18 protein-coding genes are annotated in these 25827 nt (G+C 60.9%); 8 read left to right on the forward strand and 10 right to left on the reverse strand.

Annotation, left to right across the window (positions count from 1 at the left end; genetic code table 11):
• Positions 1-30: 30 nt before the first annotated feature.
• Positions 31-1062, forward strand: coding sequence for a GTP 3',8-cyclase MoaA (moaA, locus tag IE127_RS12925; protein WP_189426146.1), 1032 nt, complete (start codon positions 31-33; stop codon positions 1060-1062).
• A gap of 8 nt (positions 1063-1070) precedes the next feature.
• On the opposite strand, the gene IE127_RS12930 is transcribed toward moaA, so the two are convergent.
• Both IE127_RS12930 and IE127_RS12935 read right to left on the reverse strand, forming a co-directional pair.
• Entirely contained in the window at positions 1071-1499 is a 429-nt protein-coding gene (locus IE127_RS12930; protein WP_189426147.1) for a VOC family protein, read from the reverse strand.
• Complete coding sequence (locus IE127_RS12935) at positions 1489-1968, reverse strand: Lrp/AsnC family transcriptional regulator (protein ID WP_189426762.1); 480 nt, start codon at positions 1966-1968, stop codon at positions 1489-1491. The genes IE127_RS12930 and IE127_RS12935 overlap by 11 nt, the downstream gene beginning before the upstream one ends.
• A 301-nt stretch (positions 1969-2269) precedes the next feature.
• Here IE127_RS12935 and IE127_RS12940 point away from each other — a divergent pair, with 301 nt between their 5' ends.
• Positions 2270-3754, forward strand: a complete 1485-nt coding sequence (locus IE127_RS12940) for a sensor histidine kinase (protein WP_189426148.1) — start codon at positions 2270-2272, stop codon at positions 3752-3754.
• 6 nt (positions 3755-3760) lie between these two features.
• On the opposite strand, the gene cobT is transcribed toward IE127_RS12940, so the two are convergent.
• A complete protein-coding gene (cobT, locus tag IE127_RS12945) occupies positions 3761-4783 on the reverse strand; it encodes a nicotinate-nucleotide--dimethylbenzimidazole phosphoribosyltransferase (protein ID WP_189426149.1) in 1023 nt (340 codons plus the stop codon).
• 64 nt (positions 4784-4847) lie between these two features.
• Between cobT and IE127_RS12950 the strand changes: the two genes are divergently transcribed.
• Positions 4848-5693, forward strand: a complete 846-nt coding sequence (locus IE127_RS12950) for an adenosylcobinamide-GDP ribazoletransferase (protein ID WP_189426150.1) — start codon at positions 4848-4850, stop codon at positions 5691-5693.
• 82 nt (positions 5694-5775) lie between these two features.
• Positions 5776-6462, forward strand: a complete 687-nt coding sequence (locus IE127_RS12955; protein ID WP_189426151.1) for a retropepsin-like aspartic protease family protein — start codon at positions 5776-5778, stop codon at positions 6460-6462.
• Here the strand turns inward: IE127_RS12955 and dusA are convergent, their stop codons facing one another.
• Positions 6463-7464, reverse strand: coding sequence for a tRNA dihydrouridine(20/20a) synthase DusA (gene dusA, locus IE127_RS12960; RefSeq protein ID WP_189426152.1), 1002 nt, complete (start codon positions 7462-7464; stop codon positions 6463-6465).
• A 99-nt stretch (positions 7465-7563) separates the two neighbouring features.
• On the opposite strand from dusA, the gene IE127_RS12965 reads away from it, so the two are divergent.
• Together IE127_RS12965 and IE127_RS12970 are read left to right on the forward strand one after the other, a co-directional pair.
• Positions 7564-8940: an FGGY-family carbohydrate kinase gene (locus IE127_RS12965; RefSeq protein ID WP_189426153.1), complete on the forward strand. Its 1377-nt coding sequence runs from the start codon at positions 7564-7566 to the stop codon at positions 8938-8940.
• Positions 8941-8950: 10 nt separating this feature from the next.
• Positions 8951-10297, forward strand: coding sequence for an NAD(P)/FAD-dependent oxidoreductase (locus IE127_RS12970; RefSeq protein ID WP_189426154.1), 1347 nt, complete (start codon positions 8951-8953; stop codon positions 10295-10297).
• Here IE127_RS12970 and IE127_RS12975 read toward each other — a convergent pair.
• From IE127_RS12975 to IE127_RS12995, 5 genes are all read right to left on the reverse strand, one after another.
• A complete protein-coding gene (locus IE127_RS12975) occupies positions 10294-11208 on the reverse strand; it encodes a DMT family transporter (protein WP_189426155.1) in 915 nt (304 codons plus the stop codon). The two genes, IE127_RS12970 and IE127_RS12975, sit on opposite strands and share 4 nt — an antisense overlap.
• Positions 11209-11285: 77 nt before the next feature.
• A complete protein-coding gene (locus tag IE127_RS12980; protein WP_189426156.1) occupies positions 11286-13793 on the reverse strand; it encodes a beta-mannosidase in 2508 nt (835 codons plus the stop codon).
• Between the two features lie 90 nt (positions 13794-13883).
• The gene (locus IE127_RS12985) at positions 13884-15758 is read right to left on the reverse strand and encodes an ABC transporter ATP-binding protein (protein WP_189426157.1); all 1875 of its coding nucleotides are present in this window, start codon (positions 15756-15758) and stop codon (positions 13884-13886) included.
• Positions 15759-15798: 40 nt separating this feature from the next.
• Complete coding sequence (locus IE127_RS12990; RefSeq protein WP_189426158.1) at positions 15799-16155, reverse strand: SpoIIAA family protein; 357 nt, start codon at positions 16153-16155, stop codon at positions 15799-15801.
• A gap of 85 nt (positions 16156-16240) precedes the next feature.
• Positions 16241-18127 carry an ABC transporter ATP-binding protein gene (locus tag IE127_RS12995; RefSeq protein WP_189426159.1) on the reverse strand — a complete coding sequence of 629 codons (1887 nt, stop codon included), beginning with the start codon at positions 18125-18127 and terminating at the stop codon, positions 16241-16243.
• Positions 18128-18407: 280 nt separating this feature from the next.
• On the opposite strand from IE127_RS12995, the gene pepN reads away from it, so the two are divergent.
• Together pepN and IE127_RS13005 are read left to right on the forward strand one after the other, a co-directional pair.
• Positions 18408-21053, forward strand: coding sequence for an aminopeptidase N (gene pepN / locus IE127_RS13000; RefSeq protein WP_189426160.1), 2646 nt, complete (start codon positions 18408-18410; stop codon positions 21051-21053).
• A 179-nt stretch (positions 21054-21232) separates the two neighbouring features.
• Positions 21233-22909 carry a sensor histidine kinase gene (locus IE127_RS13005; protein ID WP_189426161.1) on the forward strand — a complete coding sequence of 559 codons (1677 nt, stop codon included), beginning with the start codon at positions 21233-21235 and terminating at the stop codon, positions 22907-22909.
• 3 nt (positions 22910-22912) lie between these two features.
• On the opposite strand, the gene IE127_RS13010 is transcribed toward IE127_RS13005, so the two are convergent.
• Positions 22913-25792, reverse strand: coding sequence for a bifunctional [glutamine synthetase] adenylyltransferase/[glutamine synthetase]-adenylyl-L-tyrosine phosphorylase (locus IE127_RS13010; protein WP_189426162.1), 2880 nt, complete (start codon positions 25790-25792; stop codon positions 22913-22915).
• Positions 25793-25827 lie beyond the last annotated feature (35 nt).

The raw sequence follows: 25827 nt of genomic DNA on the forward strand, positions 1-25827 counted from the left end.
TTGCCGCGCGCGCCGTGCTAGACTTGAGTAATGGCAGTACCCGACAATGCAACGACCAACGCGAATATGCGCCCGCTGATCGACTCTTTCGGCAGGCAGGTCAGCTATCTGCGGATTTCAGTCACCGACCGGTGCGATTTCCGCTGCCAGTACTGCATGGCAGAGGACATGACGTTCCTGCCGAAGCGGGACGTGCTCTCGTTCGAAGAGATCGAGGCGATCACCGAAGCCTTCATCGCGCGAGGTTTGCGCAAGATCCGGCTTACCGGAGGCGAGCCGCTGGTGCGCCGCGATATCATGAGCCTTGTCGAGCGACTGGGACAGCATGTGAAATCCGGCGCGCTCGACGAGCTGACGCTGACCACCAATGGTAGTCAACTCGCAAGACATGCCTACGCGCTGGCGGATGCCGGTGTGCGCCGCATCAATGTATCGCTCGACACGCGCGATCCGGCATTGTTCACCGAGATCACGCGGCGCGGGCGGCTACAGACGGTGCTCGACGGCATTGCCGTTGCGCGCGAAGCGGGACTTGCGATCAAGATCAACATGGTGGCCATGCGCGGTGTCAACGACGCCGAGATCGAGCCGATGATGATCTGGGCGCATGAAAACGGCATGGCACTAACGTTGATCGAGGGCATGCCGCTGGGCGAAGTCTCGGTCGATCGTGTCGATACCTATCTGCCGCTCCGCGAACTACGTGACCGGCTGGCAGAGCGCTTCACGCTTGAGAAAATAGCCAAGCGCACCGGGGGGCCGGCGCGCTATGTGCGCGCGAAAGAGACTGGCGGAGAGCTCGGCTTCATCACGCCGATGAGCCACAATTTCTGTGAGAGCTGTAACCGGGTCCGGCTGACCGCTACCGGACAGCTTTATCTCTGCCTCGGGCAGGAGGATCGGGTGAGTTTGCGCGATGCCCTGCGCGAAGGCGGAGTGGAGGCGCTCGATGCAGCACTCGACGAGGCGATGCGCATCAAGCCTAAGGGGCATGATTTCGTCATTGATCGGGACCAGCCCGCCCCTGCCGTCAACCGGCATATGTCGGTAACGGGCGGCTAAGGCTAAGGCTAAGCTTGGCGTGTCGGGCGGCCTGGTGTGCGCTCCGCAAGTTCGACGATGATGCCATCAGGATCGCGCACGAAGGCGACACGCTGCAGCATTTCCTGGTTATAGGCTTCGCGCGCCTCTTCAATGATTTCGACGCCGGCGTCGCGTAGGCGATCCAGTACGGCATTGATCGAGGTGTAGGACAGGGTCAGATGTCGCATGCCTGAGCGGCCATTGGGGACATCCTCTGCCCGCGCGGCACCATCGCTCGGCGCGATGACCTCGAGCATGCCGCCGCCGGCATCGAAAAACCCAAGCTCACCGGTCGCCTGTGGCTTGCGCAGCACCAGCTCGAGCCCGAGCAGATCGCAATAGAATGCAACCGTACGGTCGAGATCGGCAACCGTCATGCCGATATGCTCGAAGCCGACCAGATCATTATTTGTCATCATCGTTCACCAGTGCGAAATCGAGAGGCAGGGCGGTCGTGTACTTGATCTGCTCCATCGCGAATGAGGAGCTGACATCGGACAGCGCGATCTTGGCGATCAGGCGCTTATAGAAGGCGTCGTAAGCGGCGATATCGGGGACGACAACGCGCATGAGATAGTCGATATCACCACTCATGCGGTAGAACTCTACGACTTCGCTGAAATCCTCGATGGTAGCGGCGAATTTCCTCAGCCAGGATTCATTGTGCTCGGCCGTCTTGACCGACACGAAGACCGTCACCCCAACATTGATCTTGACCGGATCGAGCACCGCCACCCGTCGGCGGATGACGCCCTCTTCCTCCATCTTCTGGATGCGGCGCCAGCATGGCGTCGTCGACAGGCCGACCTTTCGTCCGATCTCCGCAACCGGCATCGTCGCATCCCGCTGCAAGAGGGCCAGAATCTTTCGGTCGATCTTGTCCAGCGCCATGATGCCCCCTGAAAACAGTTTGCCGAAACCGTTAAAAAACTAAGGAAATTCAGCCTGACCGCGGCTGATTAGCTCCAATCAACGCAAAATCCTTCTTCTTGTCAATGCAGCCAAGGCGAATGCCCGAACCGTTGCGCGGCAACCGCGGGCGCGGCTTCATGAGGCGTTAACTACGCGATTGATAGGTTTGTTCACCAGAGTAACGAACGCGTTTCCTGTTCGTGTTGTGTAGTAGTTGAGTATCCGCGTCATGCCGTTTCGCTCGGCACATTCAGAAAATGATGTGCGCGCCCAAATGGGACGCGAGAAGCGTGCTGGCGCCCAGCGCACTGTTCGCGAAGCACGCCAACGCCTGACCTCGAGTTCGGGGACGCGCGCGGCGTTCGACTACGAGTTGATGCTGGAATATGCCAGCTCCCGCCAGACCTCCGCCCTGCCTATGGGCCTGATCGTGACCATTCTGGCTGCGGTCTCGAGCTTCTGGATCCCGGTGATTTTCACAACGCTATGGGCGGCCCTGCTGCTGACCAGTCTTTTGGCGGTCACCGCGTTGACGCGCCGCTTCCAGGCGAGCGACCCGGCCAAGTTCGATGCACGGCGCTGGACGGCCACGTTTGTCGCCGCAGAGACGGTGCAAGGCATTTGTTGGGCCTTGATCGGCCTTTGCGCGCTGGTTTCGCACGAGGCGGCGATCACTTCGGTGATGTTCGCGATGGTGCTTGTCGGTATTGCCGGCAATGCGGTAGCGACGCGAACCTTGCCTCCGGCGACACTGGTGAGCACCCTGCCGGCGTCACTTACTGTGAGCGCTCACATGGTGATGGCGGGCGGCACGCTCGCCTATACGCTTGCAGGCGTGGTCATATGCGGCGAGGCGTTCTTCATGTTCCTGGCGCGCCAGCTGCATGCGTCCGAGCTAAAAACCATCATGCATCAGGCTGAAAAGGACAGGCTGATCGCCGAGCTCGAAGAGGCCCGCGAGATGTCCGAGGAGGCACGCCGGCACGCCGAGCAGGCAAACATCGCCAAATCGCAGTTTCTAGCGACGATGAGCCATGAATTGCGCACCCCGCTCAATGCCATCATCGGATTTTCCGAGGTCCTGAAGTCCGAGCTGCTGGGACCGCACCACGTGGCGCAGTACCGCGAGTATGCCGGCGACATCCATTCGAGCGGGCAACACCTGTTGAACCTGATCAACGAGTTGCTCGATCTCAGCCGCATCGAGGCGGGCAAATACGAACTCAACGAAGAGGCGGTTTCGCTGATCGACGTGGCGGAAGACTGCCGCCGGATGATGGAACTGCGCGCCAAGGCCAAGGGGATCGAGCTGACCTTTTCCTATGGCAATAATCTGCCCAAGTTGTGGGGCGATGAGCGTGCAATCCGGCAGATCATCCTCAACCTGTTGAGCAATGCCATAAAGTTCACGCCGCAGGCCGGCAAAGTAACATGCGTGATCAACCGCAGCGCAGATGGCGGGCAAATGATCTCCGTGCGCGACAACGGGCCAGGCATCCCGGAAGAAGAAATCGCAACGGTGCTGTCGTCGTTCGGGCAAGGATCGCTCGCCCAGAAATCGGCAGAACAGGGCGCCGGGCTGGGCCTGCCGATCGTTCAGAAGATCATGGACCTGCACCAGGGACGGTTCGACCTGTTCTCCAAGCTGCGTTTCGGCACCGAGGTCATCGCGACGTTCCCACGCGCCCGCGTGATGGATGCGCTGGCCCCGGTGGTCGAGCGCCGCAGCCGGCTGAAGATCTATTCCGAGACCGGCTGAGCGCTTTCAGGATTTATTGGAAACAGCTGCCTCCTCGAAAGTCGCCATCGAAGTGTGCAGTTCAAGCGCTGTCTTGACCAGCACTGCGGCGAGTGCCGCACCGCTCCCCTCGCCGAGACGCATTCCGAGATCCAAGACCGGTTCGACACCGATATTCTGCAGCGCCTTGGCATGCCCGGCCTCGGCAGATACATGCCCGAAGAGGCAGTGGTCGATCGCCGCGGGATTGACGGCATGGGCGATGGCGGCTGCAGCCGTGGCGACGAAGCCATCGACGATCACCGGCACCTTTTGGTGCCGCGCTGCGACCAGCGCCCCAAGCATGGCGGCAATTTCGCGACCACCGACACGCGCCAGAACAGAAAGCGGATGATCGAGCGCGCCTGCATGAAATGCGAGAGCGCGGTCGACAGCGTCCGCCTTGCGCTTCAAACCTTCATCATCAACGCCAGTTCCGCGACCGACCCAATCGGCGCCGGTACCGCCATAAAGCGCGGCGAAAACAGCGGCGGCGACAGTGGTGTTCCCGATCCCCATCTCGCCAAGGCAGATCAGGTCCGGCTTTCCAGCGATCGCTTCCATGCCGTAAGCGATCGTGGCGGCGCACATGCGATCATCAAGCGCCGCTTCCATGGTGATGTCGCCCGTCGGCAGTTCCAGCGCCAACTCGAAGACCCGCAGATTGATCTCGTGCATGGCGCAGATGCGCGAGATTGCAGCGCCACCATTGGTGAAATTCGCGACCATCTGCGCGGTAACCTCGCGCGGAAAGGCCGAAATGCCCTGATCGGTCACGCCGTGGTTCGCGGCAAAAATCGTCACCATCGGATTGTCGAGTGTCGGGCGCGGCTTTCGTTGCCACCGGGCGAGAAATTCCACCAGCCCTTCCAGTTTACCGAGTGAGCCGGGCGGCTTGGTCAGTAGTGCGTCACGCGCCTGCACAGCCTCAACGGCCGATTCGTCTCCATCCGGCACGGTAGCGAGCAGCTCGATCACGTCGGCATAGGCAGGATTTGGAGCAGCAGACATGGTGCCTCCATAGGCTAGATGATAGACGGGAGCGACTTGTTGCCCATGGCGGATGGAATTGCAATTGAGCGACCAGCGCGAGGATGGCGTGGAGCCAATCATCACCCCCGAAGATGCGCGGACAGCCGAGACAAGCGGCTCGTCGGACGGGCTGTTTGCCGACACGGTGATGGCGCTACGGTTCTTTTCGCGGCTGCCGAGCGGCGACCGCCCGCACGAGGCGCCATCGCTTGGCAGGATGGCCCCCGCCCTGCCCTTCGCCAGTCTGCTGATCGGCATCGGACCGGCCCTGATCCTCAGCCTTCTGGCTTGGGCGGGCATGCCGCCGCTGGTCTGCGCGACGCTGGCGGTGATTGCCAGCATGCTGGTGACTGGTGCGATGAGCGCCGACGCACTGGCTGACAGCGCTGACGGTCTGTTCGGCGGGCACGAGCAGAAGCGCCGACTGGAAATCATGAAGGATAGCCGGCACGGCACCTACGGGGTTTCGGCGCTGTGCCTTTATGTTGTTGGGCTGGTCGCGGCGCTTGGGGCGATGGCGGACGTGAATCCGCTGGCTGCCGGCGGGGTCTGGCTGGCCGCCGGCATCGCTTCGCGCTCAGTGGCACTGTGGCTGCCATTTCGGCTGCCTGCCGCCCGGGCCGGGGGCGTTGGCGCTGCTGCGGGCCGTCCGGCGTTGACGCCATTTTGCATCGGGGTCGGCTTTGCCGCAGCGCTGGCGTTCATTCTTGCCGGGCCATTCACAAGCCTTGCCGCGCTGATACTGACCGCATTACTTTTGGGGTTGCTGACAAGCGGGTGGACAGTGCTTTGCGAAAGGTTGGTCGGTGGGCAAACCGGCGATCTAAGCGGGGCGCTGATGGGATTGTGCGAATTACTGGCGCTTGCCGTGCTGGCCTCGTTCGTTTGAGCCGGCTTGAAATCCGGCTCGGCGCAACCTTTATGAACGGTGGTGGCTTTTTCTAAACGCCAACGGAGCGGGAGACCGAAACGTGCTATTTATCGGGATCGCGCTCATTATCGCCATCGGGTTGGTGCTGCTGATCAGTGCCGACGCTGGCAGTCTGATCGGCCTCGGACAGGCCCAGACCGGGCAATTGATGTTCCTGCTCATCCTGTTGGTGATCCTCGCGGGCGGCGGGTTCATGCGCCGGCGACCGCTTGGCGAACTTCTCAACGGTATTGTGATGTGGGTCGCGATCTTTGGGGTCGTGATTGTCGGCTACAGCTATCGCGCCGAAATCGAGGATGTGGCGGCGCGGGTGATGGGCGAGCTCAACCCAGGTGCCGCGACGGTCAATGAATCAACCGGCACGGTGACCTTCCGGCGCGGCATAGGCGGCCATTTCGAACTCAACACCACGATCAACGGCCACACCACTCCAATGATTTTCGATACCGGGGCAAGCGCCGTGGTGCTGACGCTGGAAGATGCAGAGGCGGCGGGGATCGATACCAGCCGGCTGCGCTTCACCGTGCCGGTTTCGACCGCCAACGGCATGGGCATGGCGGCTCGGGTCGACCTCGGGACGGTCAAAGTCGGCAATATCGTGCGCAACGATGTGCGGGCTTTCGTTGCCGAAGAGAACGCGCTCGAGACGAGCCTGCTTGGGATGACGTTTCTTGAAACGCTCAGCCGCTATTCAGTCTCACGAAATGCTTTGGAGCTGACCGACTGATCAGGCGGCAGCGCTCGATCCGGAAGGAACGATCGCCTCGAAGGCGCGCGCGATGATCTCAGGCCCGGCACCTGGACGCGCAGCGTCCGTGCTGAGGATCTGGCGGAACCTGCGGGCACCGGGCAGCCCCGCCGCAAGCCCTAGCATGTGGCGCGTGATCTGATTGATACGGGCGCCTTCGGCGCACTCGATCTCAGCAAATCGCTGCATCTCGGCCATGACAAATTCCAGCGTCGGAGGCTCAGACCCGTCGTCGAAGATCATGCGGTCGACGTCAGCCAGCAGCATCGGATTATGATAGGCGGCGCGGCCGAGCATGACGCCATCAACGTACCGCATGTGCTCGCGCGCTGCCTCCAACGTCTCGATGCCGCCATTAATCAGAATCTGAAGCGGGCTCAGGCGCTCGCGCAAGCGATAGACGCGATCGTAATCGAGGGGTGGAACGGTGCGGTTTTCCTTGGGGCTCAGGCCTTGAAGCCAGGCCTTGCGCGCATGAACGTACAGCGCGGCGACCCCGGCATCGACCATTGCGTCAGCGAACCGGTCCAGTCCGACCTCCGGGTCGTGGTCATCGATGCCGATGCGGCACTTGACGGTAACGGGGGTCTCGGTGGCCTCTCGCATCGCCCTAACGCACTGCGCTACGAGCTCCGGCTCAGCCATGAGACAGGCGCCGAAGCGACCCGACTGCACCCGATCCGACGGGCAGCCGACATTGAGGTTGATCTCGGCATAGCCGAACGGCTCGGCAAGACGAACCGCCTCAGCGAGTTCTGCCGGATCCGACCCGCCGAGTTGCAGGGCCACAGGCTTTTCAGCAGCATCGGTGCGCAGTAGCCGCGTCCGGTCGCCGTGAACGATAGCAGCGCTCGTGACCATTTCAGTGAAAAGCAGCGCATGCCGGCTGAGCAGGCGATGCAGCCTGCGGCAGCGGTAATCCGTCCAATCCATCATCGGCGCCACGGAAAAGCGGCGCGCTTCAATCAGCGAGATCGTCATGGCGGGCGTGATACAGCAATATCGACCGGAGTGCCAGACGCACGTCTGGTCAGCATTGGCCGGGTCCGTTATCAGCTAGGCAAGCTCAGGAGGTTTTTGATGCCGACACCACGCGCCATAGCTGTCATCGACATCGGCAAGACAAATGCCAAGCTTGCGCTGATCGAAGCGGCAACCGGCAACCAGATTGATCGCCGCAGCATGGTCAACACACCGCTTGATGATGGCCCCTACCCGCACGCCAATGTTGCGGGACTGTGGTTGTTTATCTGTGACGCCTTGCGGGAACTGAATGTCGGCTACGGGATCGATGCGATCTCGATCACCACGCATGGGGCGACGGCGGCGCTGCTCGATGGCGATGGCCTCGCCTTGCCTGTTCTCGACTATGAGTTCGATGGACCGGACACGGTGCGCGCCGACTACGAGGCGGTACGTCCGGATTTCAGAGAAAGCTATTCTCCATCGCTGCCGGCGGGTCTCAATCTCGGCGCACAGATCTTCTGGCAGGAGCGCACCTATCCAGAGGAATTCTCGCATGTCACCGACATCCTGACCTATCCGCAATACTGGGCCTGGCGGTTGACCGGAGTAAAGGCGAGCGAGGTGACGTCTCTTGGGTGCCACACCGATCTGTGGGCGCCCGATCGCCGGGATTATTCGCGCATGGTTTCGGAGCGCGGCTGGCGTGCGCGGTTTCCTGAGCTGAAGCCGGCGGCATCAGTGCTGGGCACTCTTGTTGATGAGGTGGCGCAGTTGACCGGCCTGCCGGCGTCTACCCCCGTCGCCTGCGGCATTCACGATTCCAATGCGTCCTTGCTGCCGCATCTTGATGCGCGCCAAACGCCGTTCACCGTCATCTCTGCAGGCACATGGACAATCTGCATGACGGTTGGCGGCAAGACTGAAACGCTCGACCGGGAACGCGATAGCCTTGCCAATGTCGACATGCATGCCCGTCCGACGCCGACGGCACGGTTCATGGGGGGGCGCGAGTTCGAGATTCTGGCGGGACGCAGCGAAGCGGCTGCGCCGAGCGAGGCGGATATCGCCGCTGTACTCGATCAGCAGATTCTTGTGCTGCCGAGCTTTGTCGAGGGGGTTGGACCGTTCCCGGACCAGAAAGGCCGCTGGAGCCATGACCCGGCCCAGCTCAGCGATGGACAGCGTGTGGCCGCAATCTCGCTCTATCTGGCGATGATGACGCGAGAAGCGTTGCAGCTATGCGGGGTTGGACGCGAAATCGTCGTCGAAGGTTCGCTCGCGCGGAACGCTCTTTATGCGCAGGCGTTGGCGAAATTGACGAACGTCGATGTGAGTGTTTCGGACGATGCGACCGGCACAAGCCTTGGCGCCAGCAAGCTGTTCGGCGCTGCATCGGGAGCGGCAAGTCGCACCAGACCGGTGACGGCGCTGCAATCTGCAAAGTTCGACGCATACAGCGTGACATGGCGGAGCCACGTCACCAGAAGCTAAGTGGAGCGATATGGCAGACAGGCTGCACCGTGTTGTCGTTTTGGGTGGTGGATTTGGCGGGATCTCCGCCGTTGATACGCTCAAGCGGGCCGATGTCGAGATCACGATCATCGATCGTCGGAACCACCACCTTTTTCAGCCACTGCTCTACCAGGTTGCAACCGCAGCGCTCGACACCTCGCAGGTTGCGTGGACCATAAGAGCGCTGATGCGCAACCGCCCAAAGGTCAAAACGCTGATGGGCACGGTGACGGATATCGATACCGAAAAGCGCGAAGTGCATCTCGAGGATGAGAGCACCGTGCCTTATCACAGCCTGATCATCTCGACCGGCTCACGACACGACTATTTCGGCAATGACCACTGGGAAGAACTGGCACCCGGGCTCAAGACGCTCGAGGATGCCGTTGCCATCCGCCGTCAGGTGCTTATGTCCTTCGAGGCCGCGGAGCGCGAGCCGGATCCGCAAAAGCAAAAGGCGCTGATGACGTTCGCGATCGTCGGCGCCGGTCCGACTGGCGTTGAGCTTGCGGGGGCGATCATCGAGCTGGCGAAAGAATCGCTCCGCGACGAATACAGGTCGATTGATCCGCGCAATGCACGGGTGGTGTTGATCGAAGGCGGAGACCAGGTACTCGGCCCGTTTGACGACGAACTGTCCGAGTATGCCAAGCAGGCGCTTGAGAAGCGCGGTGTCGAGGTGGTGCTGAACCAATTGGTCAGCGCCATTGACGAAGACGGCCTCGATTATGGCGAAGAGCGGCTCGAGGCAAAGACTGTCGTATGGGCGGCGGGTGTCCGCGCTTCGCCGGCAGCACGATGGCTTGGCGTAGAGGCCGATAAGGCCGGGCGGGTGCCGGTCAACGAGGATCTGAGCGTCAAAGGCTTCGAGAACGTCTTTTGCGTTGGCGACACCGCTTCGATGAAAGCCCCGGATGGGTCACCTGTGCCGGGCATTGCCGATGCCGCAAAGCAATCCGGCAGGCACGCCGCAAACATGGTTCTTGCCCGTTTGGGTGGAGAACCGACCAAGCCGTTCGCCTATAAGCACAAGGGTGACCTCGCGACCATCGGCAAGCGCGCCGCAGCGGTGGATCTGGGGTGGATCAAGCTTAAGGGAAAGCTCGCGTGGTGGGTGTGGGGGATAGCGCACATCTACTTCCTCATTGATGCGCGCAATCGGATTCAAGTCATCCTGAGCTGGCTGTTCATCTACCTCACCGGCCGTCGCGGCGCACAGCTTATCAGCCAGGGCCCAGCGGCAGAGCCGGACCCAATGGAGGAAGTGACCGACGAGCACCACGACGTCGATCCTGCAGATACCGGCGACGAGCCTGCGAGGGCGTCTGGCGGCTAACGGCGATAGACCGGCTCTGCGACAGGTTTTGCCAGATGCCGTTCGCGCAGCCAGATATAGAGGCCGCTGGCGATAACGATCGGCGCGCCGACATACAGCCAGACATCGGGCGGCTCGTTGAAGATCAGCCAGCTCGAGGCCGTCATGAAGATGATCTGCAGATAGGCGAATGGGGCAATGACGGCTGCGGGCGCAAAACCGTGCGCCAGGACCGAAAGCTGGTGACCGACATAACCAAACAGGCCGATGCCGAAAAAGAAAGCCCAATCAATCGGACGGGTCGGCCACGCCCAATCGCTGAGGGCGAATGGCGCCAAGGCAATCACGGCAAAGATTGCGACGTAAAACTGTTGGGTAGCCGCTGAATCGACGCCTGCCAGCCTGCGGGTCAGAAGGAAGTAGAGGGCTGAACTGGCCGCAGCGGTGAGCACCAGAAGCGATGCCGGGTGGAACGCGTCTGTGCCTGGCCTGACGATAATCAGAACACCGATAAAGCCCACCACAATGGCAGTCCAACGGCGCCACCCGACCGGTTCACCAAGCAGCGGAACTGAGAGCGCACACACGATCAGCGGCATGGTGAAATGAATGGAACCGGTGACTGTCAGCGGCAGGTACTGGACAGCGGTGAAATTGCAGACGGAGGCAACGAGCAATGCGCAGGCGCGCAGCACCTGTGTCTTGATCTGGCCGGTGCGGACGAGGTCGAGGCCACGCCCTGGCAGGTAAATCGCGGTGACGATGCCGAGATGGATGGCGTAGCGCAGAAACACGATCTGCAGCGCCGGAATGGCGGCGAGGCCAAGCCACTTGGCCGAGGTATCGATGCCGGTGAACATGAGGAATCCGCCCAGAGCCAGGCCGATACCGAGTAGCCGTCGCTCAGTGAGCGGCGCGGGTGATGAGGACATAACAATTCCAGACACCGCGCGGGAGGATGGCGGCACGATTCAAAGTCCGGAATCGCGCCGCCAATGTCAATGCCGGCTCAGAAGGTGCGCGACAGATCGCGGATCTTGAGCTGGGGCGCGAGAAAGTCCTCGGTCACCTCTACGCCGTAGCGCGGTGTAAAGGCGAGTTCGGTTTCGCGGCCCGGTATCAGTGTGATGGCGTTATCGGAGAAGTATCCCGGTACGTTGACGCTGGCGGTGACGAAGAACGCCGGCGCATCGGTGCGCAAGGTCAGCCTTACGAGGCCATCACGTGTAGACCATTCTGCGGTGATCTCGGGCTGGACCAGCTCGTACTGCTTGTAGGCCTTGGGGAAGAAATCATTCTCGCCAAGCAACGTGCCGTCAGCGTCGCGCCAGGAGAAGAACAGGAATTCGTCGGCGGCCAGATCAGCGAAATCGATGCTTGCGACCTCGACTGCCGCGTCGGGCCCAATTTCGCAATTGCCCGAGAAGACAATCCGCTCGCCTCCAGCGACCTTTATTGCCCGTACTTCGAGCGCAATGCTGGTGGGAGCGCCGCTGTCGTTGATGGCGCGCAAAGCAATTGCGCTGGGTGCTGCCCCTTCGACCGGTGTACCCCGCGAATTGGTCGCCACATCCTCATGCAACGGCACCGCGACAACATTGACCGGCGCGAAGAAGCGCTTTGCCATGTAGTGCAGGAGCTTCCATTGCCCGCCATAGTCGAGGCTGGCCCAGCTTGCGACGGGCCAGATGTCGTTGATCTGCCAGTAGAGCGTGCCCATGCAGCGCGGCTTGGTGGAGCGCCAGTATTCGATGGCGGTCTTGATCGCGAGGCCCTGCTGCACCTGGCTGAGAAACACCATCTGCTCGAAATCCCGCGGAAAGCGGAAATACCGGCACATGGTTTCGAGAATGCGGGCATTGCCGCCATCATTTCTCTGATGGTTTTCCATCACAGGGGACGAGGGATTGCGGTCTTGCGGTTCGGCGAAGGTTTCGACGACATTCATCGAGGTGAAGGACTGAAAGCCGAATTCCGAGGCAAAGCGCGGGTTGACCGTGCGGTAGGCTTCGAACGACTTGGCGGAATGCCACACATCCCAATAGTGCGTGTCGCCGCGCGTATCGGCGTGCCAGCCATCGGAGAAATCGAGATACCCCATTGACGGCGAGGACGGCCAAAAGCGGCGCGCCGGATCCTCGTCCTCGACAATACGCCCCAGCATGCTGTTCAGCCGGTCATAGTTTGCCACGTAGCGCTCGGGGGCGGCGCGTGTTTCAGGGTACCAGCTGAGCGAGCCAATGACCTCGTTATCCCCGCACCACAAGGCGATCGAGGCGTGATGTGACAGCCGCCGGATCTGCTGGGTAATTTCGATGGCGACGTTGTCCAGGAACTTGCGGTCAGACGGATAGCTCATGCAGGCGAACATGAAATCCTGCCAGATCAGCAGGCCCATCTCGTCGCACATGTCGTAGAACCAATCCGGTTCATACTGGCCGCCGCCCCAGATGCGCAGCATGTTCATATTGGCAGCTTTGGCGCTTTCCAGCAGATCTCGCACCACTCCCGGCGTGATCCGCGACGGAATGGCGTCGGCCGGAATCCAGTTGGCCCCCATCATCGTGATATCGCGGCCATTGATGCGGCATTTGAAGGTGTGGTCGATCTCGTCCGGTTCGACTACCCATTCGAGTTTCCGCAAGCCGATCCGGCGCTCGGTAACCTCACCATCGAGATTGGTCCTGAGCTGATAGAGCGGCTGCGTCCCCTGCCCGGCCGGCCACCACAGCTTCGGGTCCTCGATGGTCACTTCGTGGGTGATGGTGTTGTCGCCCGCCGAAACATTCGCCGCACCGCCGATGGTGCGGCCGTCAATTTCATGGGTCAGCTCGATTTCGCCAGCAGCGAATGCGTAAACCTGGGTCTTGATGGTGAGCGCGACCGAGCCCTCGTTATGCGTCTGATCGACCTGAACGCTCTCCTGGCGGGCGAGGCGCGACCGGCGCAGGCGCATCTGGCCATAAACGCCGATCGGCATGATGCAGATGCCCCAATCCCAGCCAGCATGGCAGGCAGGCTTGCGCACGAAATTCATGTGCACGCCTTCAAGGCCATTGGTCTGGTAGTTCTTGGTAAAGGGAATGGGAAACGGGTGCGCCTCAGCGCGGGCCTTGGCGACATCCCGCGTGACAGCAAATTCGATCCGCAGCGTATTCTCGCCTTCGCGGACGCGACCGGTAACATCGATATCAAAGCGCCGGAAGGTATTGTCGGCTTCGAGAATGACTTCGTCATTGAGAAAGATCGTCGCGATGCAATCGACTTCCGACAGAGTCAGCGTCAGGTAGCCATCGATTTCATCGGCAGCGGCGGTGAAGCGGCGCTCGACTGTCCAGGGCGCGTGGTTGACCCACATCACCTCTTTCTCGTTCTCGCCATAATAGGGGTCGGGAATGGTGCCGGCGGTCAATAATGCCGTGTGCACATCGCCCGGCAGAGCGATTTTGGTCTCGATATCATGCTGCGGCGATGTCAGCGTGAAGCTGCCGCCGAGATCGCGTTGCGAATAGTTCATTGCCTCTCCCTGAGCGCTTCGGCCCGATGCACTCGATTTCAGCGCCGCTTCTAGCGAAGTCGCGATCTCCGGCCAATGTCAAAACCGGGACTATTCGGCTGCCTGCCCATCGAGATTGAGAAAGCCCCCGGATTGTCGGCGCCATAGGCGTGCATAATGACCGTCTTTCTTGAGAAGTTCGGCGTGCGTTCCCTGTTCGACGATCTGGCCCTCATCAAGCACGACAAGCCGGTCCATCGAAGCGATAGTGGATAGTCGATGGGCTATGGCAATGACGGTCTTGCCGGCCATAAGCCGGTCGAGCTGCGCCTGAATCACCGCCTCGACCTCGCTGTCTAGGGCCGAGGTCGCCTCGTCGAGTACGAGGATCGGGGCGTTCTTCAACAGCACGCGGGCGATGGCGACACGCTGGCGCTGACCGCCGGAGAGTTTGACGCCGCGTTCACCGACATGCGCATCGTAGCCGGTGCGTCCACGGTGATCGGCGAGGTTCTCGATGAAGTCGTGCGCCTCCGCCAGCTCGGCAGCACCGATCACCTCCTCGTCATCAATTTCGGTGCGGCCATAGGTCAGGTTGGCGCGCACGGAGCGATGCAGCAATGCCGTATCCTGGGTGACAACGCCGATGTTTGCACGGAGGGATTCCTGCGTGACCTTGCTGATATCCTGACCATCAATGGTGATGCGGCCACCCTCGAGATCGTAGAACCGCAGCAGCAAGTTGACGAGGGTCGACTTGCCAGCACCGGACCGGCCGATCAGCCCGATGCGTTCGCCCGGTGCGATCGAAAGATTGAAGCTATCGATGACGCCGGCACCCTTGCCATAGTGGAAGGTGACGTTCTCGAAGGAGATTCCGCCGCGATCGACTTCGAGCGCTGTCGCATCGGGAGCATCCTGAAGCCGGAGCGGCTGCGCGATCAGCTCGGAGGCGTTCTGCGCCACGCCGAAATTGCGCATCAGCCCACTCAACTGGTTCATCATGCGCCCGAGCAGCATATTCAGCCGCAGTACCAGACCGAGCGTGAAGGCAACCCCACCAACCGTGATTGCGCCCTCCACCCAGAGATGAATCGACATCGCCGCGATAGCAACGACCATGACGCCGGAAACCAGTGCCATGGAGGCTCGCACCGCCGTGACGGTGCGGGTCATCTTCTGAAAAGCATCGAGATAGCGGGAAAAACCGGCGCGCACGTAGTTGTCGTCGCTTTCGGCGTTCCCGAACAGCTTGAGGGTCATGACGTTGGAATAGCCGTCGACAATCCGGCCATTGAGCGCCGAGGCTTGTTCTGCCGAGGCGGCTGAGTAGCGCCGCATACGCGGAACGAAATAGCGCGCCATTACCCCGAAGACGACCAGCCAGACAGCGATGATCGCGGCGAGGCGCCAATCAAGCTGAGCCACCAGCACCAGCGTGGTTATGGTGTAGACCACCATGAACCAGACGACCTGAATGCTGCTGACCATGAAATCGCCGATGGCCTGACCGCTCTGCCAGACTTTCTGCGCAATGGAGCCGGCGAAATCGTTCTGGAAGAAGGACAGGCTCTGGCGCGCCACGTGAGCATAGGACTGCCAGCGAACGAGGGTGTAAAAACCCATAGCAACTGTCTGTTCCTCGACCAGCGCCGAGGCCCAGGTGAAGACAAAGCGCGCGACCAGTGCGACGAGCAGCATTGCGACGAGCTCGGGCCCGTGCTCGACGATGAGCCCGCTCCATCCGGCTGCCGGGTCGCTGGCGTCGAGAAGATCGACGAGCCGTCCGACAAAGTAGAACAGGCCCGCTTCAACCAGCGCCACCAGTCCGCCGAGAATGAGCATTGCGACGAATGGCAGTTTCGCCTGGCTGATGAAATGAATGAAGAACCGGACTGTGCCCTGCGGCGGGCGTGGACTTTGCGGGCGCACGAACGGATCGAGCCAGGATTCAAACAGGGAATTGATGCGCTCGATAATGTTCATGCGGCGGGCCGGGTTATGTGTCTGCGGATACGAACGCCGCTTAGTCAGAGCCTTCCAGAACCCAGGCCTTGGCTTCACGCACGTGGTCGAGATCGAAATACTTCATCTTCATAGGCACAAGCGGCGCGGTCAGCAAAGACATGGCTTGCTGCCAGCCGCTGGTACCGATCAGCGCGACGCGGCCGAATTGATCCCGATCCTGCCAGTCCATCTTCAGATCCTCAACGACGGCGCCGAGGCTGGCCCAGCCGGAGAAACCATCGATGAAGACCATGACCGGTCGCTGCCGTCCGGGGTGTTCGTGCAGCCATTCGGCGAGCTGCGAGTAATCGGCCTTGGTGAGATCTCCGACGACTCTGACCGCCAGCAACTCGTCGTCTTCAATCTTTTCAAACATCGGCGCTTCTCCTGCACAACAACAGGAACGCGCTAGAGCATAGCGGTCGTTCCAGGCGGACCGGACCGCCGGGAACAATTTTTGACTATTGCGCGGCCTCGGTTGCCTCGACATCGATAAAACCGCCGGACTGGCGTTGCCACAACCTTGCATAATGGCCGTTGGCCTCGATGAGCTCGGCGTGCGTGCCCTGCTCAACGATCTTGCCGGCGTCCAGCACGATCAGCCGGTCCATCGCCGCAATGGTCGAGAGGCGATGAGCGATAGCGATGACGGTCTTGTTGCGCATCAGCAGATCGAACTGATCCTGAATGGCCGCCTCGACCTCGGAGTCGAGGGCAGAGGTGGCTTCATCGAGCACGAGGATCGGCGCGTCCTTGAGAAGAACACGCGCGATAGCAATACGCTGACGCTGACCGCCCGACAGTTTCACGCCGCGCTCACCGACATGCGCATCGTAGCCCTTGCGGCCCTTGGCATCCTCGAGACCGAGAATGAACTCATGCGCCTCGGCCAGCTTGGCTGCATTGATGATCTCTTGCTCCGTGGCATCGGGGCGGCCATAGCTGATGTTATCGCGTACGGACCGATGGAGCAGAGAGGTGTCCTGGGTGACGACGCCAACATTGGCACGCAGGGTTTCCTGCGTGACGTCGGCAATATCCTCATCGTCGATAAGGATGCGGCCCGCGTTGAGATCGTAAAAACGCAGCAGCAGGTTGACGATGGTCGACTTGCCGGCGCCCGAGCGACCGACAAGCCCGATCTTTTCGCCGGGTCGCAGATGCAGGTCGAGGTCATCGATCACCGCCGCATGGCGCACATCATCCTCGCCTTCGGCATTGACCCGGGCGTACTCGAATCGCACGCCATCAAAGCGCACGTCGCCCTTGACCCTGCCAAGCTGCTTCGCGCCCGGCTTGTCCTGGACCATCTGTGGCAGCGAAATGGAATTGATGCCATCGCGCACGACACCGATGTTTTCGAACAGGGCGGACATTTCCCACATGATCCACTGGCTCATGCCCTGGAAGCGCAGCACCAACGCTCCGGCAACCGCCACCGCGCCAGGTGTCATGTCTCCGGTGACCCAAAGCGAGATGCCGACGAAACCAATGGCCAAGAGCAGCAGCGCATTGATGATATCGATCGAGATCTGCACCTTCGAGACCATACGCATCTGCCGATAGACGGTGCCGAGGAACTCATCCATGCCATCACGCGAATATCTCTCTTCGCGCGTTGAGTGGGAGAACAGTTTGACAGTCGAAATGTTGGTATAGGTATCGACGATGCGGCCGGTCATCAGCGAGCGGGCGTCCGCCTGAGCCTCGGAGATCCGGCCGAGCTTGGGAATGAAGTAGCGCAGGATCAGTGCGTAGCCGCCAAGCCAGATGACGAACGGCACCGCCAACCGCCAGTCAGCGCTCGCAGCGAGGAAGATCGCGCCGGTGAAGCTGACCGTCACGTAGACCAGCACATCGAGCAGTTTCATCACCACTTCACGGACGGACAGGGCCGTCTGCATCAGCTTGGTGGCGATGCGGCCGGCAAACTCATCCTGGAAGTAGCTCATCGACTGATTCAGCAGGTAGCGGTGGGCCAGCCAGCGGATGCGCTGCGGCAGGTTGCCCAGCAACGTCTGGTGGATGATGAAGGCATTGCTGGCCGAGATCAGCACCAAGAGCAGCAGTGCTCCACCCATAAGGAAGAGCCATTGGCCTTCCTCCGCCAGAAATGTCTCGCGATCGGCAGTGGACAGCCAGTTGACGACATCACCCAGAAAACCAAACAGGAAGATTTCGAGCGTTGCGATCGCCGCAGTGAATGACGCCATGAGCAGGAGCCATGGCCACGCGCCACGCGTGAAATGCATGCAGAAGGCAAGCAGTCCCTTCGGCGGCTGAGTCGGCTCGGCGGGCGGGTACGGTTCGAGACGCTTTTCGAACCAGCGCAACGTCTTTTGAAGCATCGGAGGTCGTCCTTGGCCATTGCAGGCGCCGGGCTGCCACAACGTCAATGCGCCTCAGCTGCCGGGCGCATGTCAGTTTCCTAGCGGCTCGGCGCATCGGAATTCTCTGGATTACGCACGCGTTGCGACACAAAGATGATGTGACGGCGACTGCGCATGCCCGCAGAAGGCTCAGCCCAAGGGGTTGGCGAGCGGGAGGCGGATAACATACATGGATTATACGCCTTGGCTATTGCCGACGTGACACAATTTGCCGAAACGCCAATAAGCGAAGATCGCAATGCGCACAGACACTGAGCACACGATTTACCTCAAGGACTACTCCCCGAGTGCGTACACCATCGAATCGGTGGTGCTCGATGTGCGCATCGCGCCGGAGACGACGCGCGTGCGGGCGCAACTGACGATCGTTCCAGCGGCGAACACGCCTCGCGGGACACCGCTTATACTGGACGGCGAGGACCTGCGACTGGAGGACATCGCTGTCGACGGCGCGCCTCTGGTGCAATTGGCCTACGCTGCCGATGAGAATGGCTTGACGCTTGTCGAGCCACCCAATCGCCGCTTCGTGCTCGAAACGCTGGTCGCCATAGAGCCGGAGGCCAATACCCGGCTGATGGGGCTCTATCGCTCCAATGGCGTTTGGTGCACCCAGTGCGAGCCGGAGGGTTTCCGCCGGATCACCTATTATCTGGACCGGCCCGACGTACTTGCTACGTTCAAGGTAACGATGAGCGCCGATGAAGAGCTGGCGCCTGTGCTGCTCGCGAACGGCAATCTGATCGACAAGGGCTCGCTCGGCGACGGCAAGCACTATGCTGTCTGGGAGGACCCGTTCCCGAAGCCCAGCTATCTGTTTGCTTTGGTCGCGGGTGATCTGGCCTCGATCAGCGACAGCTTTACCACGGCCTCTGGCCGAAAGGTCGACCTCGCGATCTATTGTGAGCACGGCAAGCAGGACCAGTGCCACTGGGCAATGGACAGCCTGAAGCGGTCCATGGCGTGGGACGAGAAGCGTTTCGACCGGGAGTACGATCTAGACGTGTTCAACATCGTCGCTGTGTCCGACTTCAATTTCGGCGCGATGGAGAACAAGGGTCTCAATATCTTCAATGACAAGCTGGTGTTCGCCAGGCCCGAGACCGCGACCGATGCCGACTACGAGAACATCGAGCGAGTGATCGCGCACGAGTATTTTCACAACTGGACCGGCAACCGGATCACATGCCGCGACTGGTTCCAGCTGTGCCTGAAGGAAGGGCTGACAGTCTATCGGGACCAGGAATTCACCTCGGATGAGCGCAGCCGTGCGGTCAAGCGCATATCCGACGTGATGAAGCTGCGCTCTGCGCAGTTCCCAGAGGATGGCGGCCCGCTTGCGCACCCTGCCCGACCGGACAATTATCGCGAGATCAACAACTTCTATACGCCCACTGTCTACGACAAGGGTGCCGAAATCGTCAGAATGCTCGCAACGCTGCTCGGCGAGGACGGCTTCAAGAAGGGTATGGATCTTTACTTCGAACGGCATGATGGCGAGGCCACGACGATTGAAGCGTTCCTTGCCTGTTTCGCCGAGGCTAATGACACGGATCTCGACCAGTTCAAGACCTGGTATGAGCAGGCCGGAACGCCGCGTATCGAGATCAACGAACAGTTCGATGCCGACGCCCATACCTATACGCTGACACTGCGGCAGAACACGCCACCGACACCCGGCCAACCGGACAAGGCAGCGCTCGTCGTACCCGTGCGGTTCGGGCTGCTCGGCCCGAACGGGGCAGAGATCGGCTACGAGCGCGTAACCGGCGCCGAAGCGCGAGACGACGTGATCGTCCTCGACAAGCCGGAGGTAGAGGTGGTCTTCCATGGTGTCGCCAACCGGCCCGTCCCGTCACTGCTACGTGGGTTTTCGGCACCGGCCATTCTCGAGACTGGCTTGAGCGAACAGGACAGGCTGTTCCTCGCGCGCCACGACAGCGACGCCTTCAACAGGTGGCAGGCAATACAGGATATCGGCGAGCGGCTGGTTGTCGCGAGCGTCAATGGTGAAAGCGTTTCCGACGAGGCGACAGAGGCGCTGACCCAGGCGATGGCGGAAACACTCGCGCACGAAACCCTCGACGATGCCTTCAAGGCGCTGGCCCTCAACCTGCCGGACGAAGCACAGATCGCGCGAGCCATCGGAAAATCGGTCGACCCTTCAGCCATCCGCGCTTCGCGTCAGTCCCTGCTGAAGCAGGTGTTCGGGCCACTGGCAGACCGGCTGGAGGCCAAGTACGAAGCGCTGACGAGCGAAGCCCCCTATACACCCGACGCAGCACAAAGCGGACGGCGTGACCTGCGCAACCGGTTGTTGTCTCTATTGGCGACAGTGAGCACCAAGGGTCCGGAGCTTGCGCACCGACAGTATCAGGCCGCCAAGAACATGACGGACCGCTTTGCGGCGCTCGCTGCTGCGACACTGGCATGGACCGAAGAGGCCCCGTCGCTGCTGGCAGAGTTCCGAACGACATATGCAGGCGATCCGCTGGTGTTTGACAAATGGCTCGCCGTCAATGCAAGGGCGCCGGATGATAGTGTGGTGAGCAGGCTACAGGCCATTCTCTCAGACCCAAGTTTTCCAAAGAACAACCCGAATCGCATGCGGGCGCTTGTGGGAAGTTTCGCGATGGCCAATCCGGCGCAGTTCACCCGGCCAGATGGAGCGGGATTCCGGTTCGTCACGGGCGCGGTGCTCGACATGGACAAGCGCAACCCACAGGTCGCTGCGCGGCTTCTAACGGGGTTTAGAACATGGCCGATGCTGGAGGACTCTCGTCAACAGGCGGCGCTGGCAGCACTACACGGATTGCGTGACTCCGGAGCACTCAGCCGCAACACCAACGACATCCTTACGCGGATCCTCGACGTTGCTCGTGGTTAGCAAAGTCTTAATGGTGGAAAGATTTTTTTCGGGGCTAAGTGACTCTTCGGACTCGCGAAAATCGAATGGGGTAAAAAGGTGCGAAATTGCCCTCTGGACACCAGCGGGACCGTGATTCATTCTCCATCCAAGGGCAAGCAATCAAGCTCTTAAACTGCTGGGAATGAAGAGGTTTTTTGATGGGGTCGTCGGTGAATACCGAGGCCGACGCCGATAGATTCGGCGTGGGCGCTGCCGGAACGCAAGAAGCGAAAACTGCGGGTTTCAAGCCGTTTTTCAGTTTCGTTCGGCACATCGACACCACCACCAGGACAGTAGCTTTGACCGCCTTTACGGCGGCCGCCTTGTTCACGCTGACCGAGATCGTGCAATCGCTCGAGGCGGCAGACCGTGAACTTCGAACCGCAAGCCACGAGCTGTCCACGGAACTGCAATCGCTGAGCGAAAGTGCTGCGGCCAGGCGCCTGCGCACCCTGAAGGCATCTCTCGGTTCGGGTGTCAGCGTCTCGCTCTATCAGGAGGCCGATGCCTCAATGCTGCCGAGCATCGGCTATCTCGTTGAGGCGGGCGCACTGGGGACGCTCGCTATCGAGCGCGATACAGCTTCGGTTGCAGCACGGGCCGCGCCGAGCGGCGTCGCGGCCTTTCTTGCAGCCGGCCTGTTCACACTTGGCAGCGGGATGATCGGCAGGCGCAAACGCAAAGGGGCCGTTGTTCGCGATCATTCTCTTGATCTTTCCAGCTTCGTTGGTGCGATACCGTTTGGTGTTGCCTGCTGGACGAAGACCGGCCGCATGACCGTCTGCAACGAGGTCTACCGCGGCCATATCGAAACGGCGACTTACGGGTCGGCCTTCGATCTCAATTACTATGATGCGCTGAAGCGCCTTTCCCAAGGCGGCTACATCAAGATGGTCGACGCCGGCGCCAATAATGACCGCGCACTTGAGGTGCATCGCGAGGACGGGCACTGTCTGCTGATCGAAGAGCGCCGGATCGGCACAGGCTTCATCACGCTGGTTTCAGACGTGACCGAGCAAAAGCGCCAGGACGACCTGCTGGCGGCCGTGCGTGAAGAACAGCGCCTGCTGGCCCGGCGGTACCACCAGGAGAAGCTGCGGGCTGAAGCCGCTAGTCGCTCAAAGACCAATTTTCTCGCACATCTCAGCCATGATATCCGCACCCCGCTCAATCACATCATTGGCTTTGCCGAACTGATCGGGCACGAGACCTATGGCCCCCTGGGGGACAAGCGCTACCTTGATTATGTCGGCAACATCAAAAGCTCAGGGCGGCATCTGCTGGCCAGTTTCGCGGCGATCCTTGAGCTCGCAGAACTCGAGGGCGGCCGTCGCCTGCTAAAAAGCGAACCGATCGATCTCGATGCGCTACTCGAGCGCGTGGCACAGCGCTACCAGCCGAAAGCTCGGCAGGCAGGTGTGCGTTTTACCCTCGGCGCGCGCTGCGAGTCGCAGATCGCCGGTGACACTGTCAGCATTGAACGCATGCTAGGCAATGCACTCGATAACGCTGTGCGCTTCACCCCAACAGGTGGAGAAGTAACGCTCGCCGCCTATTGTGGAAGAGACGGCGTCGTTATCGAAGTCAGCGACACCGGTGTCGGCATGGCCGAGGAGCGCCTCGAAAATCTTTCGCAGCCCTTTGCGCTCGGTGATGCGAGTTTCACCCGTGAGGGTGTCGGCCCGGGCCTCGGGCTGCCTATTGCCCGTGCAATCGCCGAGCTGAGCGGCGGGCACATGGCCATCGACTCCAGCCTCGCATTGGGCACCACAGTCGCCTTCTCGCTGCCTTTGCAGCACGACGAGGACACAGCAGTGATGCACGCGGCCGAATAGACGCTAGATATCGCGCGCCTTGGCGTACCAGCGATGGGCGATATCGCTGACCTCGCGCTGAGCGTCGTTCAGCTCTGCTTCGAGCCTTTCGAAACTCGGATGGTTTGTCAGCTGCGCCAGAAGGTCCTTGAAAGCGCGCCCCCAAGAGGCATCAGCCCTCGGATCGGTCAAGGCTGCGCTCATCACCTGCAGAATATTTGAATAGAGCGCGTGGATCTGCGCCAGCCTTCCGCCCTCCTCCAGCAGTTCCGTTTCTTCGAGGCGGCGTAGCACCTCCGGCACCGGGGCCTGCGGGCGATCGATGATCTTTCCAGCCACCAATTGGGCCGACTGCGCGATGAACTCGATGTCGATCAACCCGCCATCGAGCAGCTTGAGATCGAACCCATGCTTCGGCGGCCGCTCCTTGGCAAGCCGCTCGCGCATCGAGATCACGTCATCAATGGCCTTGGCATGATCCCGCGGCTCCGACAATACCGAGTTGATCGCTTCATCCATGACCTGGCCAAAGTCGGCATCGGCCTGAATGACCCGCGCACGGCTTAGCGCCAGATGTTCCCAGGTCCAGGCGTTCTCGCGATGATAGGCCTTGAAGCCGCTGAGACTTGTCGCCAACGGTCCCGAGTTGCCTGATGGCCTGAGGCGCATATCGACTTCATAGAGAACGCCTTCGGCTGTCGGTGCATTGAGCGCCGCCACGAGCCGCTGCGTCAACCGGGTGAAATACTGGCCGGTCGATAGTGCCTTTTCGCCATCCGATTCCGCATCGAGCGGAGCATCGTAAAGCAGGATGAAATCGAGATCGGATGTGATCGTCATCTCTCTGCTGGCCATCTTGCCAAAAGCAAGAAGGCCAACTTTCGAGCCGGCAATCGTACCATAGCGCGTTTCGAACTCGCGCCTGACCGCTGAAAACAGCCAATGAACGAGCGTTTCGGCGAGGGTGGTATATTGTTCTGCGGCGATCTTGGCATCGATGGTGCCAGACAGCAGACCCGCAGCGATCATGAAACGCTGCTCCTGGCCGATGATGCGGGCGCGATCGATGGTTTCCTCGTAGCTGCGCCCCTCACCAAGGAATGTGTCGATCTTTTCGACCAGAACCTCGCGGCGGGTTATGTCGTCCGCAAAGGCGGGATCGATCAAGCCATCCATGACATGGGCGCGGTGAATGACGGCCTCTGCCATGCGCGGCGCCGAAGACATGAACGCCACGAGCAGCGTTCGCAGCTGCGCATGGTTGCGCAGCAGCGCAAACAGCTGGACACCGCTTGGCAGGCGCGAGAGGAAGTTATCAAACCTGGCGAGGGCCTCATCGGCATTGCCGGCTTTGCCGATGGTTTCGAGCAGAGCTGGTGTCAGCTCGGTCAGATGGCCGCGTGCCGCAGATGAGCGTGTCGCCGCATAACTCCCGTAATGCCATTTGCGCACAGCGGCGGAGGCAGCTGCCGGGTCGGCAAATCCGAGAGATGAGAGGGTATCGAGGGTCTCCGGATCATCGTCACTGCCGGTGAAGACCAGATTGCCCTCCACGCCGCCGAGGCTCTCGCCCTCGGTGAAGAGCTCGGCGTAGTAGCGCGCAACGCGCTCCAGGGCATCGCGGTATTTCGCCTCAAACGCATCCCGGCCCTCGTCGCCCATCATCCGGGCGATTACGGCAACTTCTTCGGCATTGTCGGGCATGGTGTGGGTCTGCTCGTCCCGACGCATCTGCAGGCGGTTCTCAACAGCGCGAAGGTACCAATAGGTTTCGGTGAGGTCGCTTGCGGTGTCTTTTGCAATCCAATCGGCCTCGGCAAGAGCCGCGAGAGCCTCGGTCGTCGGACGCACACGAAGATCGGGGTCGCGTCCCCCTGCGATCAATTGTTGTGTCTGGGCGAAGAACTCGATCTCGCGGATGCCACCGCGACCGAGCTTGACGTTGTGTCCCTCGACCCGGATATCACCCACTTTTTTCGAGACGTTGATCTGGCGCTTCATCGCCTGGATATCGGCGATAGTCGCGAAATCGAGGTGCTTGCGCCAGACATAGGGGGCAAGTTGCTTGAGGAAGTCCTCGCCGACGCGCATGTCGCCGGCGCAAGGCCGCGCCTTGATCCAGGCGGCCCGCTCCCAATTCTGCCCCCGGCTTTCATAGTAGGTGAGTGCGGCGTCGACGGATATGGCAACGGGTGTGGAGCTGGGGTCAGGCCGCAGGCGCAGATCGGTGCGGAAGACGTAGCCGCCATCGCGGCGATCATCCATCAAACCAACCAGCTTCTGCACGAGCCGGGAGTAGAATTTCGTTGCTTCGTCAGGCTCCGCCAGCACCGGCAGGTCTGGATCATAGAAGGCAACGACGTCGATATCGGACGAGTAGTTCAGCTCTCGACCGCCATGCTTGCCGAGCGCAAATATCACGAGGCCCGAATGCGCCGCATCAGCCTCGTCTTGCTCGAGCACAAGCTTGCCCTGCTGATGCGCCAAACGCATCAAGAGGTCGAGCGCTGCCGTCAGACAGGCATCGGCGAGATCCGACAGAACTTGCGTGGCCCGCCTGGTGGTCCAGATGCCGCCGGTTTCCGCCACCGCGGCCAAGAGTGCCACGCGACCCTTTGCGGTCCGCAAGATCGGGGAAAGTTCCTGATCGCTTTCTGCTGACTTGCCAGCTGCCGATACTGTCTCGAGCGCCTGTTGCAGTGCTTTGTCCGCATCGCCTTGCAGTGTTTCAGCGAACCATTCGGCGTGCCGTTCTGCCAGCGAAAGCAGGTAGGGCGCGTTCTCAAGCAAGGGACCAAGGCAAGCCTCAGCGTCTTTCAGAGGGCGCTGATGAGCATCGGCGAGGCCTTCGACCATGGCATCAAACTGCGGATGGTCCTGCGGCGGAAGGGGGGCAAGGTTCATGGTCATGGGCCGAGGGATACCCGCCCATATCGGCA

This window comes from Devosia pacifica (assembly GCF_014652635.1).
Lineage (GTDB): Bacteria > Pseudomonadota > Alphaproteobacteria > Rhizobiales > Devosiaceae > Devosia > Devosia pacifica.